18 protein-coding genes are annotated in these 13,854 nt (G+C 65.4%); 10 read left to right on the top strand and 8 right to left on the bottom strand.

What is annotated here, in order from left to right; genetic code table 11:
* From Q0925_RS12415 to Q0925_RS04105, 3 genes are all read left to right on the top strand, one after another.
* Positions 1-98, top strand: a 98-nt coding sequence (locus Q0925_RS12415; protein ID WP_299332146.1) for a PGF-CTERM sorting domain-containing protein, incomplete at its 5' end; no start/stop codon positions are given.
* A gap of 133 nt (positions 99-231) precedes the next feature.
* On the top strand, positions 232-393 hold the full coding sequence (locus tag Q0925_RS04110) for a hypothetical protein (protein ID WP_299332145.1): 162 nt from the start codon (positions 232-234) through the stop codon (positions 391-393).
* A gap of 76 nt (positions 394-469) precedes the next feature.
* Positions 470-1,642: an inorganic phosphate transporter gene (locus tag Q0925_RS04105; protein ID WP_299332144.1), complete on the top strand. Its 1,173-nt coding sequence runs from the start codon at positions 470-472 to the stop codon at positions 1,640-1,642.
* Positions 1,643-1,648: 6 nt separating this feature from the next.
* Here Q0925_RS04105 and Q0925_RS04100 read toward each other — a convergent pair whose 3' ends face one another.
* Positions 1,649-3,052, bottom strand: a complete 1,404-nt coding sequence (locus tag Q0925_RS04100) for a hemolysin family protein (protein WP_299332143.1) — start codon at positions 3,050-3,052, stop codon at positions 1,649-1,651.
* Positions 3,053-3,152: 100 nt separating this feature from the next.
* Here Q0925_RS04100 and Q0925_RS04095 point away from each other — a divergent pair, with 100 nt between their 5' ends.
* Genes Q0925_RS04095 through Q0925_RS04085 form a run of 3 tightly spaced genes read left to right on the top strand, consistent with a single transcriptional unit; the run spans position 3,153 to position 4,516 of the window.
* Positions 3,153-3,422, top strand: a complete 270-nt coding sequence (locus Q0925_RS04095; protein ID WP_299332142.1) for a glutaredoxin family protein — start codon at positions 3,153-3,155, stop codon at positions 3,420-3,422.
* Positions 3,422-3,934, top strand: coding sequence for a redoxin domain-containing protein (locus Q0925_RS04090; RefSeq protein ID WP_299332141.1), 513 nt, complete (start codon positions 3,422-3,424; stop codon positions 3,932-3,934). The genes Q0925_RS04095 and Q0925_RS04090 overlap by 1 nt, the downstream gene beginning before the upstream one ends.
* A complete protein-coding gene (locus Q0925_RS04085) occupies positions 3,935-4,516 on the top strand; it encodes an L-threonylcarbamoyladenylate synthase (RefSeq protein WP_299332140.1) in 582 nt (193 codons plus the stop codon). It abuts the gene before it with no gap.
* Here the strand turns inward: Q0925_RS04085 and Q0925_RS04080 are convergent.
* Positions 4,499-5,167: a CRISPR-associated protein Cas4 gene (locus Q0925_RS04080; protein WP_299332139.1), complete on the bottom strand. Its 669-nt coding sequence runs from the start codon at positions 5,165-5,167 to the stop codon at positions 4,499-4,501. The two genes, Q0925_RS04085 and Q0925_RS04080, sit on opposite strands and share 18 nt — an antisense overlap.
* Positions 5,168-5,251: 84 nt before the next feature.
* Between Q0925_RS04080 and Q0925_RS04075 the strand changes: the two genes are divergently transcribed.
* Positions 5,252-5,740, top strand: coding sequence for a hypothetical protein (locus Q0925_RS04075; protein WP_299332138.1), 489 nt, complete (start codon positions 5,252-5,254; stop codon positions 5,738-5,740).
* Positions 5,741-5,778: 38 nt separating this feature from the next.
* Here Q0925_RS04075 and Q0925_RS04070 read toward each other — a convergent pair whose 3' ends face one another.
* From Q0925_RS04070 to Q0925_RS04050, 5 genes are all read right to left on the bottom strand, one after another.
* Complete coding sequence (locus Q0925_RS04070; protein ID WP_299332137.1) at positions 5,779-5,985, bottom strand: hypothetical protein; 207 nt, start codon at positions 5,983-5,985, stop codon at positions 5,779-5,781.
* Between the two features lie 313 nt (positions 5,986-6,298).
* Positions 6,299-7,042 carry an SDR family oxidoreductase gene (locus tag Q0925_RS04065; protein ID WP_299332136.1) on the bottom strand — a complete coding sequence of 248 codons (744 nt, stop codon included), beginning with the start codon at positions 7,040-7,042 and terminating at the stop codon, positions 6,299-6,301.
* A gap of 19 nt (positions 7,043-7,061) precedes the next feature.
* Positions 7,062-7,691, bottom strand: coding sequence for a thiamine phosphate synthase (gene thiE / locus Q0925_RS04060; RefSeq protein WP_299332135.1), 630 nt, complete (start codon positions 7,689-7,691; stop codon positions 7,062-7,064).
* A 46-nt stretch (positions 7,692-7,737) separates the two neighbouring features.
* The gene (locus Q0925_RS04055) at positions 7,738-8,145 is read right to left on the bottom strand and encodes a hypothetical protein (protein WP_299332134.1); all 408 of its coding nucleotides are present in this window, start codon (positions 8,143-8,145) and stop codon (positions 7,738-7,740) included.
* Positions 8,146-8,612: 467 nt separating this feature from the next.
* Entirely contained in the window at positions 8,613-8,807 is a 195-nt protein-coding gene (locus Q0925_RS04050; protein ID WP_299332133.1) for a hypothetical protein, read from the bottom strand.
* 329 nt (positions 8,808-9,136) lie between these two features.
* On the opposite strand from Q0925_RS04050, the gene Q0925_RS04045 reads away from it, so the two are divergent.
* Together Q0925_RS04045 and Q0925_RS04040 are read left to right on the top strand one after the other, a co-directional pair.
* Entirely contained in the window at positions 9,137-9,697 is a 561-nt protein-coding gene (locus Q0925_RS04045; protein WP_299332132.1) for a hypothetical protein, read from the top strand.
* 2 nt (positions 9,698-9,699) lie between these two features.
* Positions 9,700-11,109, top strand: coding sequence for a hypothetical protein (locus Q0925_RS04040; protein ID WP_299332131.1), 1,410 nt, complete (start codon positions 9,700-9,702; stop codon positions 11,107-11,109).
* Between the two features lie 206 nt (positions 11,110-11,315).
* Here the strand turns inward: Q0925_RS04040 and Q0925_RS04035 are convergent, their stop codons facing one another.
* Entirely contained in the window at positions 11,316-12,689 is a 1,374-nt protein-coding gene (locus tag Q0925_RS04035) for an FAD-dependent oxidoreductase (protein WP_299332129.1), read from the bottom strand.
* A gap of 455 nt (positions 12,690-13,144) precedes the next feature.
* Here Q0925_RS04035 and Q0925_RS04030 point away from each other — a divergent pair.
* Positions 13,145-13,854, top strand: a 710-nt coding sequence (locus Q0925_RS04030; protein WP_299332128.1) for an inorganic phosphate transporter, incomplete at its 3' end; no start/stop codon positions are given.

Genomic DNA, 13,854 nt, shown 5'->3' with positions numbered 1-13,854 from the left:
CAACGCCCACTGAGGAGGGCGGCCCCGGCTTCGGTGCGGTCATCGCGGTCATCGCGCTGTTGGCGGCTGCATTGCTGGCCACGCGGCGCGACACCTAACGACAACGACTGACCGCCGGGAGCGGTCACACGGTGCGGTTTCTTTTATCGGTGTACCGGCGACACCCTCGGAGAGGGCCGTCCGTCGATCCACGGCGAAACGGCTTTGTGCGCCCCGACTCACCACTCGATTATGCAGCCATCCGCCGTTGTGATCCAGCTTTCTGACCTTCTTGGCGATCCGATCTTTCTCGGACTGGTCGGGCTGATGCTGTTTCTGGTCTTTTTCGTGTATCTGCTCGTCCGCCGGACGCTGCTCTCGCTCCGTGAGGGGTACGACGAGGGCTATCGGTAGTGGTAGTGGTGACCCCGCCCCGTTGCCCCACGCGCCCGGTGTCGCTTCGCCGCACCCGCTCCAAGAGGCTGAACTGATGGTCGCCACCGGCACCCTGTTGACGCTCGTTGTCGCCGCGACCGCCAGTCTGTTCATGGCGTGGGCGATCGGTGCCGGCTCATCCGGATCGACGCCGTTCGCACCGGCCGTCGGGGCCAACGCCATCTCGGTGATGCGTGCCGGTTTTCTCGTTGGCCTGCTCGGGTTCGCCGGTGCCGTTCTCCAGGGTGCGAACGTCACGGAGGCGGTCGGGACCCAACTCATCGGCGGCGTCTCCCTGACGGCGACCGCCGCAATCGTCGGCTTGCTCACCGCCGCCGTTCTCGTCGCGGTCGGCGTGTTCACCGGCTACCCGATCGCGACGGCCTTCACCGTCACCGGAGCCGTCGTCGGCGTCGGTCTGGCTCTCGGTGGCGACCCCGCGTGGGCGAAGTATCGACAGATCGCGGCGCTGTGGGTGCTTACGCCGTTCGTCGGCGGCGGCGCGGCGTACGCCACCGCCCGGCTACTCCGCATGCCGGCCGTTCCGGAACGGTACGCCATCGCCGGCCTCGGCGGACTCGTCGGTGCGCTCGTCGCCACCATCGAGTTCGCCCTGCTGGGTTCCGCGGGCGAGGGGGGATCGATCGCGAGTACCCTCGGTACCGCCGTTCCGGGCGGTACGGTCGTGGCCGCCGCCGGCTGTGCGATTCTCGTGGCCGGCGTCCTGTTTCGCGGTCTCGTGACCGATCCCGAAACGACCCAGCGACGCTTTCTCCTCTCGCTCGGCGGGCTGGTCGCGTTCTCGGCGGGCGGGAGTCAGGTCGGGCTGGCTATCGGGCCGCTCGTCCCGCTGCTCGATGACGTGGCCGTCCCCCTGTGGGCGGTGCTCGCCGGGGGTGGGTCCGGACTCCTACTCGGTTCGTGGACCGGCGCGCCGCGCATGATCAAGGCGCTCGCACAGGACTACTCGTCGCTCGGTCCCCGGCGGTCGATCGCGGCGCTCATCCCCTCTTTTGCGATCGCACAGGCCGCAGTCGCCTTCGGGATCCCCGTCTCGTTCAACGAGATCGTCGTCTCGGCGATCATCGGGTCGGGCTACGCCGCCGGCGGTGGCGGCGTCAGCCGACGGAAGATGGCGTACACGGTGTTGGCGTGGGCCGGATCGTTGTTGCTCGCGTTCGTACTCGGGTACGGCCTCTTCGTCGTCGTCGATACCCTCGTGACGTAGCACCGGCTACCCTTCGGCCTCGGCTTCGGTCTCGGTTTCGGTCGTTGTCTCGGTCTCGGCTCCCTCGCGTTCCGTGTCCGTGGCCTCGGGAATCGTGATCCGTGCCTCCATAATCCGGGTGTTGTCCACCTGCTCGATGCGGATCGTGATCCCGTCGTAGTCGATGGTCTCGCCTTCCTCGACGAGTCGACCGGCGCGGTTGAAGATGAACCCGGCGAGCGTTTCGAACTCCTCGCCTTCCGGCAGGTCGAGATCCAGTACCTCGTTCACCTCATCGATGTTGACCTCGCCTCGGACGATCACCTCGTTGTCCCCGATGAACTCGAAGGGTTCCTCCTCGTCGCCCTCGAGGATGTCGCCAACGATCTCCTCGACCATGTCCTCTAACGTGATCAACCCCTCCGTCGTCCCGAACTCGTCGATGACGATCACCATCCGCATCCGGTTGTCTTGGATCTCTTCGAGAAGGTCATCGACGTTTTTCGACTCGGGAACGTGGAGGGTCGGCTGGACCACGTCCGTCAGGTCGATGTCTCTCTCGCCGTAGTGTTGCTGGCGGACGAGGTCCCGGAGGGTGACGACGCCGATGATGTTGTCCAGGTTGCCCTCGTAGACGGGGATGCGTTCGTGGTCGCTCTGGATACAGGTCTCGATTGCCTCGTCGATGGCGGCGTCTTTGGGCACCGCGGTCATATCGAGTCGGGGCGTCATCACCTCCTTTGCGATAGTGCGGTTGAACCTGAAGATACGCTGGAGCATCTCGCGTTCTTCCTCCTCGATAACACCCTCGCGCTCCCCGGTCTGAATCATGTTCTGAATCTCGTCGCGGGTGACGTAGGTGGTTTCGATGGCCGACCGACCGCCGGTCACGCGGTTGATCACCCGCGTCAGACGGTCGAAGACGACGACCAACGGCATCAGAAACAGTTCGGAGTACCTGAGCGGCTTGGCGATCCGGAGCGCCCACGACTCCGTGTTCTCGACCGCGTAGGACTTGGGCGCGCTCTCACCGAAGAGGAGAACGAGCGTGGTGATGCCGAACGTCGCCGCGAGCACCGCCTGCCCCTGCGAGAGGTAGATGGCAAAGAGTCCGGTGGCAATCGAGGACATCGCGATGTTGACGATGTTGTTGCCGACGAGAATCGTGATGAGGAGGCGGTGGGGATCGGTCTTCAGATTCCGGACGGCCTGGGCCCCCGGTATCCCATCCTCGACCATCGAGTCGACCCGGTGGCGAGCCAGCGAGAACATCGCAATCTCGGAGGAGGAAAAAAACGCAGACAGCCCGATCAACACGAGGATCGCGACCGAGCCAGCGACCGTGATCGCCGTGTCGGTCACCACCACGATATCGGCCGTCTGTGCCGGAAGAGGGCGTCTAACGGCGCTTGTTATCGGGGACAAACCCATGAGACTACGCAACGTAATCGCGGGGCCGAATTAAGCGTTGCCCTCAGTGTGGCTCGCCCCGAACGAAGGGGTTAGGCCGTCCCCTGCCGTACGTCGGTTCATGTCGAATAGTGAACCACATATCACCCTGTACCGGCTTCAGGCGTGTCCGTACTGCGAGCGCGTCGTCCGGACGCTCAACGACCTCGGACTCGACTACACCTCGCGGTTCGTCGAGCCGATGCACTCCGAGCGGAACGTCGTCAAGCGGGTCGCGGGTTCCCGCCCGGTGCCCGCCATCGTCGACGAGCAGACCGGCGTGACGATGTCCGAGTCCGCTAACGTTGTCGAGTACCTCGAATCGACGTATGGCGACGGAGGTGCCCGCTGATGTTTGACTTCGATGTCGTCGACCTGCCCGAGACCGACCACGTCACCGAGGGCGAGACGGCCCCCGACTTCACCCGCCCGCTCGTCAACGGGGAGTTCTGGGAGGACGCCTCCCTCTCCGAACTGACCGACGAGGGCCCGGTCTGTCTCGTTTTCTATTCCATGGACGGCTCCTTTCCCGCGACGTATATCTGGAACGAACTCCAGGACCGCAATCTGGGCGACCTGCTCACCGTCGTCGGTGTCTCCATCTCGACGCCGTACGCCCACGAGCGGCTGATCGAGAGGCGGGACATGGACTTCGACCTGTTTGCTGATCCCGCCAACGACGTCGCCCGCGACTACGGCGTCGAAACCGACCTCGACGGGATGGCCGGTATCGAGGAGCCCCGCCCCGCGACCTTTCTCCTCGACGAGGATCGAACCGTCCGCTACGCGTGGGTCGCAGAGGAGTGGCCGGACTTCCCCCCGTACGACGACGTCGAAGACGAAATCCGAACCCTCGTCGATTGAATGGCTCCCGACGCCGCCATCGACGCCGCTCGGGCCGGGCGTGCGATCGTTTATCCGACCGAGACGGTGTACGGACTGGGTGCAGACGCCACCGACCCCGATGCCGTCGAACGTGTGTTCGAACTGAAAGAACGGGCCCGGGAGAACCCGCTCTCGGTCGCCGTTCCCCATGTCGACGCCGCACTCGACTACACCCGACCGACCGACCGCGAGGAGCGGTTCATGCGCCGGTTTCTCCCCGGTCCCGTGACGGTCGTCGTCGAACGCCGGCCGTCGCTTCCCGACGTTCTCACCGCCGGATGCGACCGTGTCGGCGTCCGGATCCCCGACCACGAGACTGCACGCTCCCTTCTCGACCGGACGCCACCGCTGACCGCCACCAGCGCCAACCGGTCCGGTGCGGACAGCGTCACCCGGGTTGCCGACCTCGACGGCCGGATCCGGTCGGGTGTCGCCGCCGTGGTCGACGGTGGCGAGACACCCGGCATCGAAAGTACCGTGGTCGACCCCGGCAGAGGCGTCATCCACCGCCGCGGCGCGTTGGCCGACCGGGTCGACGACTGGCTACAGGCCGAGCAGTGACCGCAGCGACCGCGTCCGAACGCCACACTGTTGCCGATACTCACAGGCGTTACACTTGGCATCGTCGTCGATCCGGGGTGGCGGGCCGTCGGCTGTCCTGACAGTTCGAACCGTTTTCCGGTAGGCGGTCCGGTTGCGCGTCGTCAGCCGCACCCGCCGAACACGGCCGTAGGCCGGATACTCCACCAGCGCCGACGGCACCTCTCGCTCCCGTTCCCACGCGAGCGCCTTTGCCATCGCCACCGCCCGAACCCGCTGTGGCCGCCACACGCCTCGGTCGGGCGGTTGGCCCGGCGAGACGAAGGTCGGCGTCGGCGGGTCGCCGTCCTCGTTCTCGATGATCTTGTGTGCGATGCCCCGACACTCCCGTCCCTCCAAACGGACCCTGCGGGCCGCCGGATCGACGAGCTCCGACCAGTCCGCCCGGTCCGCCAGCCGATCCAGCCTCGTCCGGTACACCGCTGGCGACACGTCGATCGGTTCGCCACGGAGCGTCGCGTCGTCCGCTCCTCTGAGCGCCGGATAATCGAACGCGAGCGACTGGCGCTCCCTGACCTCCGACGGCGGCCGCCCGTCGGTCTCGTCGCGCCGAGCGTAGTACCACTGTCGCGGACAGTATGCCGCACGGGCGAGTGACCCGAAGGTGAACACGGGCGTCGATGGTCGCCCGATCCATCTTCAACCTCCGGACCGTGCTGGGCCACCCTCTTGACTCTCCGGGCCGAGCCACGTCGTATGCTCCGCCGCCTCCGCGAGACCGCACCCGCCGCGCTCGTCCCCCTCGCCTGGACCGTTGTCGCCGCCGCCCACGCCGACGCCGTCACCGCCCGCGCCATCTTCGTTGCCCACGTCGTGATGAGTCTGTTCTTGACGACCTTCGTGGTCACCGGATGGCGGGAGATGGCCGACGGCGTTCTCCGAACGTGGCGCACGATCATCACCGCCGGCCTCGGCGTGACACTCCTCGGCGTGACGGGGTTCGTCGTCGACACGACTCCGCTGCTTGCCGTCTCGTTGTACGCGTGGATGGTCCTCCCGGCGTTCGGACTGCTTTACACCGGGCGTGCTGTCGGCGACCCGGCCCCTGCGTACCTCGCCGGCGGCGCGGTTGCCCTTCTGGGCCCGGTCGTCTACGCCACCACGCCGTCGCTCACACTCCCCGCTCTCACACTGGTCGGCGTCGGACAGACGGCCGGCATCGTCGACGCCGTCGTTCGGTACTGACCGCCCGAAAAACACGCTCGCCGCTGGACCGTCTCGACCTATGCCGTCCGCATGCTGTCCCGACTGTCCGTCGAACTACGCCGCACGTACTGTCGCTCGGCCAGCCAGCCGCCGAAAGCCAGCCCGATCAACGACAGCGACAGCGCCGGGAACAGGCTGATCCCGGCGGCCATCGCCGCTCCGGTGACGATGATCATACCCACTGCCATGCCGATGGTCGATGCGATGGTCCTGTCTCGAACCATGACAACCACCGGTATGATCGATTCCGTATTTGATATTATCTATCGTGTTATTTTGGTGCCGACCGAAATATTCAAATCCGATCCCGAGTGGCACGACCGGTCCCGGTGACGTCTGCCCCGATCAAGCCTCCGGCTCCGCCTCTCCGGTCTTCTGCGACCAGTACGATGCCTGCGATTCCGTGCCGGATCGTGTCGCGTGCCCCGATCCTCGGTCGCGGCCGCGACATCCGTCCGCCGCGAACGCGAGGCCGGCGACCTGCCGGTCCGTGTCCCTCGCCCGCCCCGGTCGTCCGTCGCCCGGTGATCCCGACCCTCAGAACCGCGCGTGGATGTCCCGGCGGTAGAGGTCGAGTTCGGCCACCGCGGTCGCTCCTTTCTGACCGGCGGCGTAGACGATGGCGTCGGCCACGTCGTCAACCCCGACGGTGGTTTCGGGATCGAGGCTCTCGGCGTTGGTCGACTCCCGGAAGTCGGACCCAAACGCCGTGGGGACGCCGGTAGGGTTGACCACCGTGACGGCGACGCCGTCCGGGCCGGCCCGGCCGGCCACACTTGCGGCGAATCCCCGGACCCACCACTTCGAGGCCGCGTACACCGGCGTCGACGTGCTCGGGTACTTGCCTTTCGAACTCCCGACGAACACGAGCGCACCGTCGTGCTCGCGGAGGTGGGGCAGTGCCGCCTGCGTCGTGTAGAACGCTCCATGGACGTTCGTCTCGGTGACCGCTACGAACTGCTCGTGGGGTAGCTCGGACAGCGGGACGTTCCGCGTCTCACCGACACCCGCGTTCGCCACAGCCACATCCAACCGTCCGAACCGCTCGACTGCGGTCTGGACCAGCGCGCCGACTCCGTCAGGATCGGTCACGTCCGTCGGAACCGCGGCCGCCGCGACACCGCGCTCGCGGCACTCCTCGGTGACCGCTTCGAGCGGCCCCGCGCTCCGGGCCGCCAGCACCACGGCCGTGCCCTCCTCGGCGAACCGACGAGCCGTCACCGCACCGATACCGGAACTGGCGCCTGTGATGAGCGCGACCCGGTCGGGAGCCGCTGTCATGCCGGCCCGCCCCCCGCGATCATCGTCGGTCCCGGCCCGTCGCGACGGTCGTCGCCAGGTCGCGGGTCGCCGCCTCCGGGTCGTCGGCCCGCGTGATCGCCGAGATAACCGCCACCCCGTCCGCGCCGGCAGCCACCACATCCCCGGCATTGGCCGGCGTCACGCCGCCGATGCCCACAAAGGGGATGTCGACGGCGTTGTCGATCGCCCGAATCGGGTCAAGCCCGATCTCGGAGTCGGTGTCTTTCGAGTCGGTGCCGTAGACCGCGCCGACACCGAGGTAGTCCGCGCCTGCTTGCTCGGCCTCGCGGGCGGCCGTCGGCGTCGAGACCGACCGGCCGATGACGGCGTCCGATCCCAGTTGCTCGCGGGCGATGGTCACCGGGAGGTCGTCGTCGCCTATGTGAACGCCATCGGCATCCACTGCTAGGGCAAGATCGATCCTGTCGTTGACGATGAGCGGGACGCCCGCCTCGGCGGTTACCTCGCGGACCCGCCGGCCGAGGTCGTAACGCTCACGGACCGGCATCGCCTTCTCGCGCAACTGCACGACGTCGACGCCGCCGGCAGCGGCCGCCTCGACCACTTCGACGGTCGACCGTCCCGCCGAGTGGGCCTTGCCGGTGACGAGGTACGTATCGAGGTCCATCGGTCGGAACCACGGGCTACAACGGAAAATGTACTCGGGTCCCGGGTCAGACGGTGTTGAGGAGGCGCGCCAACCGTGCCCGCCGGGATCGGCTCCACCCCTCACAGTCGGTCGTCCCCGTATGGACCCGGCGGGTGGTCGTCACCGTGGGGGTTCCGGTAAGGGTCACGACGGGTGTACTCCGGCGCTCCCAGGCGACCGTCCACGGCCGCTCCGGCTCGGCGCGAACGTAGGTCGTCGCGCCCGTCGTCGTGTCGATATCGGTGAGTTCGACCTGTCGCCGGCCCGCCGCGTTTGTCGCGTCGACCACGGCCGGCGCATCCGCGGATACACTCCGGACCGTCTCCACGAACCGCCCGACACTCCCGGCCGTCCAGCTCAGGCTGACGTGGCTCGCGTACCGCTCGATGTGGACGGCCGGATCGACCGGGACGGTTGCTGTCTCCTGTGGCATCGAGGTCCCTAGACTACGGCCTCCGTGCCGCGTTCTCATCAAACTAACCGGTGACCAGCCCGGGAGTTCGGGCCGACACCGGCGTGTCGGCTCGGTCGACGGAGCGTTCCGAGGCGGCCGTCCGTGCATCGCCGGTGCGACCGTCTCCCACGCCGCCGGTGGTCGAGCCGGGTGTACACGACGGATCGTCAACGTCGGCCCGGAGCGGCCCCCGGCCCACACCGCGGGCGACACGCTCTGTCACATCGGGGAGCGGTTGGGGCCCACGTGCCCGGACACCGTGGGACCGGAGGCTCCGATCTCTCCGCCCTCCGCGCCGTTTGATCGGGTGTGCCGGATACCGACCGAACCGACGGGCACCGCGGCGACGTGACCAAGCGACACCACAGCCGCGAGCGCGAACGCCCCTGCCCACCCGGAGGGACAACGACCACCACAATCGCGTCCGCACGGCGACCACGACGGTGTCACAGCCCGACTTCCCGCTTCGCTCCCGAGAGAACGGACCCACCCTCGCGGTCCCCGGTCGATAGCTCCGACTCATCGCCGGTGTCCACCTGTGCGGGCGATGTCCTCCCTTCGGGGATGTCGAGTATCGACGTATCGACCGTCAGACTCTGTTGGCTGGTGGGTTCAGTTGCACCGGTGTGACCGACTGACACTCCGGCTGATGCGCGTCGCGTTCTCCCCGGGGCGTGTGACCGCACCGAGACCGAATTACCCCCCATCGAGAAAGATCGACACGACATCGGTATGAGGCCGATCCGCCGGCACCACCCCCCGTCCCGGAGGGCGATTTGGCCCGTCGGAACAGGTATACTGATCAAATACTTACGATGATTCGCACGATACCGATGAGACACGTCGTTTCTGGTACGGCCTTCTCCGATACGCGGTCCACGGCGATCAGACCGGCCACCCGAAAAGCAGACACACATAGCACGGCGGCACGCCGGTTTGAGCGATGAAACGAGCCGCCGACGTTTCCACTATGACCAGCAGACGCCACTATCTCGCCGCCGGGGCGACCGTTCTGGCGTTGTTCGCCGGATGCACCGGTGACTCGACCGGGTCGGCGGAGGCGGAACAACGGTCGTTCGAACTCACCGTCACGCGGTCGGACGGATCGCTAGCCTCGTCGCTGACGCCGACGGCTGAGACACGGGACGTCGTAACCGTCTCGGTCGGCGAGACGATCACGTTCGAGATACGCAATCGAACCCCCGACGCGGTCGGATTTCACGATCACGCCACCGGGGCGGAGTTTACGATCCCGTCCGACGGTGACAGAACGTGGGAACTCGCGCCGACGGCCTCGGCTGTCGGCCGACACACCGTCGAGGCGTACACGATTCCGGGCACCGACGAACGAGGCGACACCGAGACTCACGCCGGCGGTGAAGATCATGGTCACGACCACGACGACGGCCACAGCCACGGGACCGCCAACGCCGAGGAGAACTCACACCACGGGTCGGCACGGACGACTGCCGACCATCACCGGAGCGACACCGCAACCGTACTGACCGTCGCAGTCAGACCCCGAGAGTAGCGATGTGGCTGCGCCGAACGCTCGTCGTGTTGCTGGTTGGGTTGGTGATGGCTCCCGGCAGGGTGCTCGCCCACGGCGCCGGCGGACGCTACGAACTCGCGATTCCACAGTGGTTGTTTCTGGTCGGTGGAGGCGCTACCGTCGCCGTCTCGTTTCTCGTGGTGAGCCTCGTTACCGGTTCGGACGACCGTGCGTTCAGTTACCGGTCCCGACCGTTGTCGGCGACGCCGCTGCGGGTGCTACACGCCCCGGCGCTCGTCGCCGCCGTCCGCACGCTCGCGGTCGTGTTACTGGTTCTTGGAACCGCCGCCGGTGCGTTCGGCCCGCGGTCGTTCGACGAGAACCTACTGACGAACCTCGTCTGGGTCGGCTGGTGGATCGGCTACACGTTTAGCGTCATCCTCGTCGGCAACACGTGGCCGGTCCTGAACCCTTGGCGGACGGTGTACCTGTGGGTCGTGCCGGGAGCGGAACACCCCCCGAGGCGTGTGTATCCACAGACACTGGGCCACTGGCCGGCGGTCGCGGTGTTTTTCGTTTTTGCGTGGTTGGAACTGATCGCGCCAATCTCGCAATCGCCACGCTGGATGGCTGCACTCGCCGTCGCGTACTCGGTATATCTCTGGGTCGGGATGGCCTTGTTTGGGGTCGACAACTGGCTGACCGCCGCCGATCCGTTTACGCTCCTGTACGACTATCTGGGTCGGTTCGCGCCGCTCTCGATACGTGGAGACGGTGAACTCCGGTCGTACGGGGTCGGTCTGGTTGACAGACACGACGCGCTGTGGCGCCCGGGGGCGCTCCTGTTGCTGGTGATGGTGCTGTACACCGTTACCTTCGATGGCTTTCTCGGAACACCCGAGTGGGCGGCAATCGCGCGGTCGGTGCCGCCGTTGCCGGTGCCGTATGCGATGTCGACGCTTCTCATGGTGGCTGGGCTGCTCTTCTTTTATGAGTCGTACGGGCTGGTCGCGTGGGTGATGACGATACTCGTCGGCTCGGCCGACGACGAAGGGTATCTCGCCAGACGGTTCGCGCTCTCGTTGTTGCCGGTCGCGCTTGCGTATCAGCTGTCACACTTCTTTACCTATCTCCTGACACAGGGACAGTACCTGCTGCTGGCGCTTGCCGATCCGTTCGGACGTGGGTGGGTTCCGGCCGGGGTGGCGTTCGATCCGTCCGGGACCATTCCGTTTCTCTCGGTCGGCGCCGTCTGGCAGCTACAGGTGGGTGTGATCGTACTCGGCCACGTGATTGCGGTGTGGGTCGCACACCACGTCGCACTCGACGTGTTCGACGGCCGGTGGCAGGCGATCAGGAGTCAGCTACCAATGACCGGCGCGATGGTGATTTACACCGTCGTCGGACTGCTCATTCTCACCCGGACGACGGTCGACCCGCCGCTCCCGTGACACATGCGGGCAAAGACACCTACCACCTACCAAACGTTCCCGCGTCGCGCCGGCGACGCTCACAACTGACTTCGACCTGGATGTCCCCCGCGATCGACCGTCGGAACTATTGGTAATCCGACAGTTCAGCCAGGGGATGGAGTGTGTGCGACGGTGTCGGCAGTGGCCGGTCCCTGACGCGGCCAGCCCGACTCGCGTGATGGTCGTCACCGGGTCGGCTGGTTTCTTGCCGTCCCAAGCTTAGGACGCAGCACCCGCCACAGGATACGTGGATGGAGGAGACTGGTGGCCGGGCGCTCCAGCCGAAAGACCCGCAGAAACGCCTCGGTCAACTCGCCGTCGTCGTGTGCTTTGGCGACGAGCCGGTCCGCGTAGCTATTCAGCAGGTCGGTTCCAAACGGTTTGGGGCCTTCGGTCTGTTCGAAAATGAAATCACCGGTAACAGAGGTTCTCCACGCCTCGTCGACAACCGCGCTCACCCGCGTGAACACCCTCGGACCGAGCTCATCCACTCCCTCGGACAGTTCGTGATGAAGCGCGAGCGCGTCCAGCGCGGCAACCGACATCCCCTGCCCGTAGACGGGGTTGAAACTGGCAACGGCATCACCGATGACGGCCAGTCCGTCCGGAAACGCATCGAGCCTGTGGTACTGTCGGCGAATGCTAGCCGGGAACGGATAACGCTGAATCCCGGATATCCACTCCCGCTCACGCAACTGCGTGGCGATATCGTCGAGCGGTAACGTGTCGGCCCAGTCGAGGAACGGTTCGGGGTCGACCGGCGCCCGCTCCCCGTGGAGTCCCTGCAGGAGCACCTCCCATCGGCCCCCTTCTACAGGGAGCATGGCTGCGCCCCGTGGTCGGTGGGGTTCAGGCGCGATCAGAACCCCTCGTTGCACATCCGCCGGCCTCGTGATTCGGACTGTGCTGTACGTCACATCGACCGAAACCCGCTCAACATCGGGAGTCGGATACCCGTGGCGTTCGAGCCATCTCGGTGTTCGACTCGTCCGGCCAGTTGCATCAACCGTGACCGTGGCGTCGAGTGTCGTTGTCACACCGTTCTCGTTTCTGAATCGGACACCGGTGATTCGGTTCTTGTCGGCGTTGTGCTCATAGCTACCGAAATTACATCCGTCGCGTATGATGATGTCATCAAACTCGCGAATACGCTCCCGGACGACATGTTCGAACAGCGGACGGCTCGCATAAAGTGCTGGCAAGTCGGCGTCCGCCTCGGCGGCGACCCCGCCTCGATCGTACCACACCACGTCATCGGACATATCCAGTTTCAGTCCACCTTCGGCCCGCACGGCCTTCCCGAACCCCGGAAAGAGGTCGTTGAGCGTGACCCGGCCGGCTTCGAGCATCGAATGTGGCTGGCCGGTCTGTGGGGCCCCGTCACGGACAGCAGGCCCGGTCGGGAGCTCCTCCCGTTCGATAACGACCACCTCATCGAAGGCGTCACGAAGGACCCGTGCCACACAGAGTCCGGCCACGCTCCCGCCGAGAACGATGGCGCGACGGCCCACATGCTCCGCTCGGGACGCATCGTACCGGTCCATGTGCGCAAGCGTCATGGGTCAGACTCCCTTGTACTACCGCTAGAACCTGAGGATAATAATACTCATCGACGATCACGGCTGGATCCGGGTGTGTCCAGCCATCGGATAGAGATGGCTGCCCGAAGTCACTCCTGTGGCCGTGTATACGCATCCCCGAATCGGAACTATACACACCTAAATCACGGTTTCAGACGATACCGCGGCCAGCATCGAAGTTGGCCGATAGGTTCGTGGCTGAGGGAACTCAACTCAATTGGGGGCTGTGTGGAGTCGAACGGTTTGCTGACGGGTTAACCCGCCGCTAATCCACTAACAGTGCTGTTATGGGGGCCTCCGTTGGCGCGGAGTATCTACTGATGACCGCGCGAACTACCACCTTTGGGTACCCCGTGTAGAGTGGAATAAGTAGTGATTAGTGCGCGTTCAGTTGTGAATTACTATGTTTTCGCGTCCGAACCGACCGCAGATACGTGGCAGAATTACTGATTTTCCTGGGGGTGCTGGTGGCAGTGTTCGTTGGGTACAATATTGGGGGTTCATCAACTGGCGTTGCCTTCGGGCCAGCGGTCGGCAGCCGAGCCGTCAGAAAAGTCACCGCCGGGGCACTGTTTACCATGTTCGCGTTCCTCGGTGCGTGGACGATTGGACGGAAGGTTATCACGACGATGAGTACCGAAATCATTGATGTAACAGCCTTTACACCCGTAGCGAGCGTTGAAGTTCTCTTTTTTGCTGGGATCGGACTCTTGATCTCAAATATCTACGGTGTCCCGGCGTCAACCTCAATGACAACCGTCGCATCAATCGTCGGACTCGGTGTGACAACGGGAACGCTCAACGCTGAAATAATGGTTACCATCCTGTCGGCTTGGATCGTCGCCCCACTGATCGCTGTCTTCACAGGTGCGCTTATCGGCAGATATCTGTACCCGCACCTCGACGCCAAATTCGAATTTGGTCGCCTCACGAACCCGTTGATCGCAATCGATACCCAGGAGCGGCTCCCACGGCTATCGGTTGACGATACCATTTCGCCTCGGGATCTGGCCGGATCGGCGCTTGTGGTGGCAATTGCCTGCTACATGGGGTTCAGTGCCGGAGCCTCGAACGCGGCGAACGCAGTCGCCCCGCTTGTCGGTAACGGGTCCCTCGACCCCAGCCCGGCGATTCTCCTCGCAGT

Origin of the sequence: Haloplanus sp. (assembly GCF_028275055.1) — an archaeon.
In the GTDB taxonomy this organism is placed as follows: domain Archaea; phylum Halobacteriota; class Halobacteria; order Halobacteriales; family Haloferacaceae; genus Haloplanus.
Note: the sequence above shows the minus strand (reverse complement) of the source record. Positions and strands in the feature narration are given on the sequence as shown.

Excerpts from the sequence above, each read along its gene's own strand:
- Q0925_RS04110 (WP_299332145.1), top strand. The coding sequence starts at position 232 with ATGCAGCCATCCGCCGTTGTGATCCAGCTTTCTGACCTTCTTGGCGAT.
- Q0925_RS04105 (WP_299332144.1), top strand. The coding sequence starts at position 470 with ATGGTCGCCACCGGCACCCTGTTGACGCTCGTTGTCGCCGCGACCGCC.
- Q0925_RS04100 (WP_299332143.1), bottom strand. The coding sequence starts at position 3,052 with ATGGGTTTGTCCCCGATAACAAGCGCCGTTAGACGCCCTCTTCCGGCA.
- Q0925_RS04095 (WP_299332142.1), top strand. The coding sequence starts at position 3,153 with ATGTCGAATAGTGAACCACATATCACCCTGTACCGGCTTCAGGCGTGT.
- Q0925_RS04090 (WP_299332141.1), top strand. The coding sequence starts at position 3,422 with ATGTTTGACTTCGATGTCGTCGACCTGCCCGAGACCGACCACGTCACC.
- Q0925_RS04085 (WP_299332140.1), top strand. The coding sequence starts at position 3,935 with ATGGCTCCCGACGCCGCCATCGACGCCGCTCGGGCCGGGCGTGCGATC.
- Q0925_RS04075 (WP_299332138.1), top strand. The coding sequence starts at position 5,252 with ATGCTCCGCCGCCTCCGCGAGACCGCACCCGCCGCGCTCGTCCCCCTC.
- Q0925_RS04070 (WP_299332137.1), bottom strand. The coding sequence starts at position 5,985 with ATGGTTCGAGACAGGACCATCGCATCGACCATCGGCATGGCAGTGGGT.
- Q0925_RS04065 (WP_299332136.1), bottom strand. The coding sequence starts at position 7,042 with ATGACAGCGGCTCCCGACCGGGTCGCGCTCATCACAGGCGCCAGTTCC.
- thiE (WP_299332135.1), bottom strand. The coding sequence starts at position 7,691 with ATGGACCTCGATACGTACCTCGTCACCGGCAAGGCCCACTCGGCGGGA.
- Q0925_RS04055 (WP_299332134.1), bottom strand. The coding sequence starts at position 8,145 with ATGCCACAGGAGACAGCAACCGTCCCGGTCGATCCGGCCGTCCACATC.
- Q0925_RS04045 (WP_299332132.1), top strand. The coding sequence starts at position 9,137 with ATGACCAGCAGACGCCACTATCTCGCCGCCGGGGCGACCGTTCTGGCG.
- Q0925_RS04040 (WP_299332131.1), top strand. The coding sequence starts at position 9,700 with ATGTGGCTGCGCCGAACGCTCGTCGTGTTGCTGGTTGGGTTGGTGATG.
- Q0925_RS04035 (WP_299332129.1), bottom strand. The coding sequence starts at position 12,689 with ATGACGCTTGCGCACATGGACCGGTACGATGCGTCCCGAGCGGAGCAT.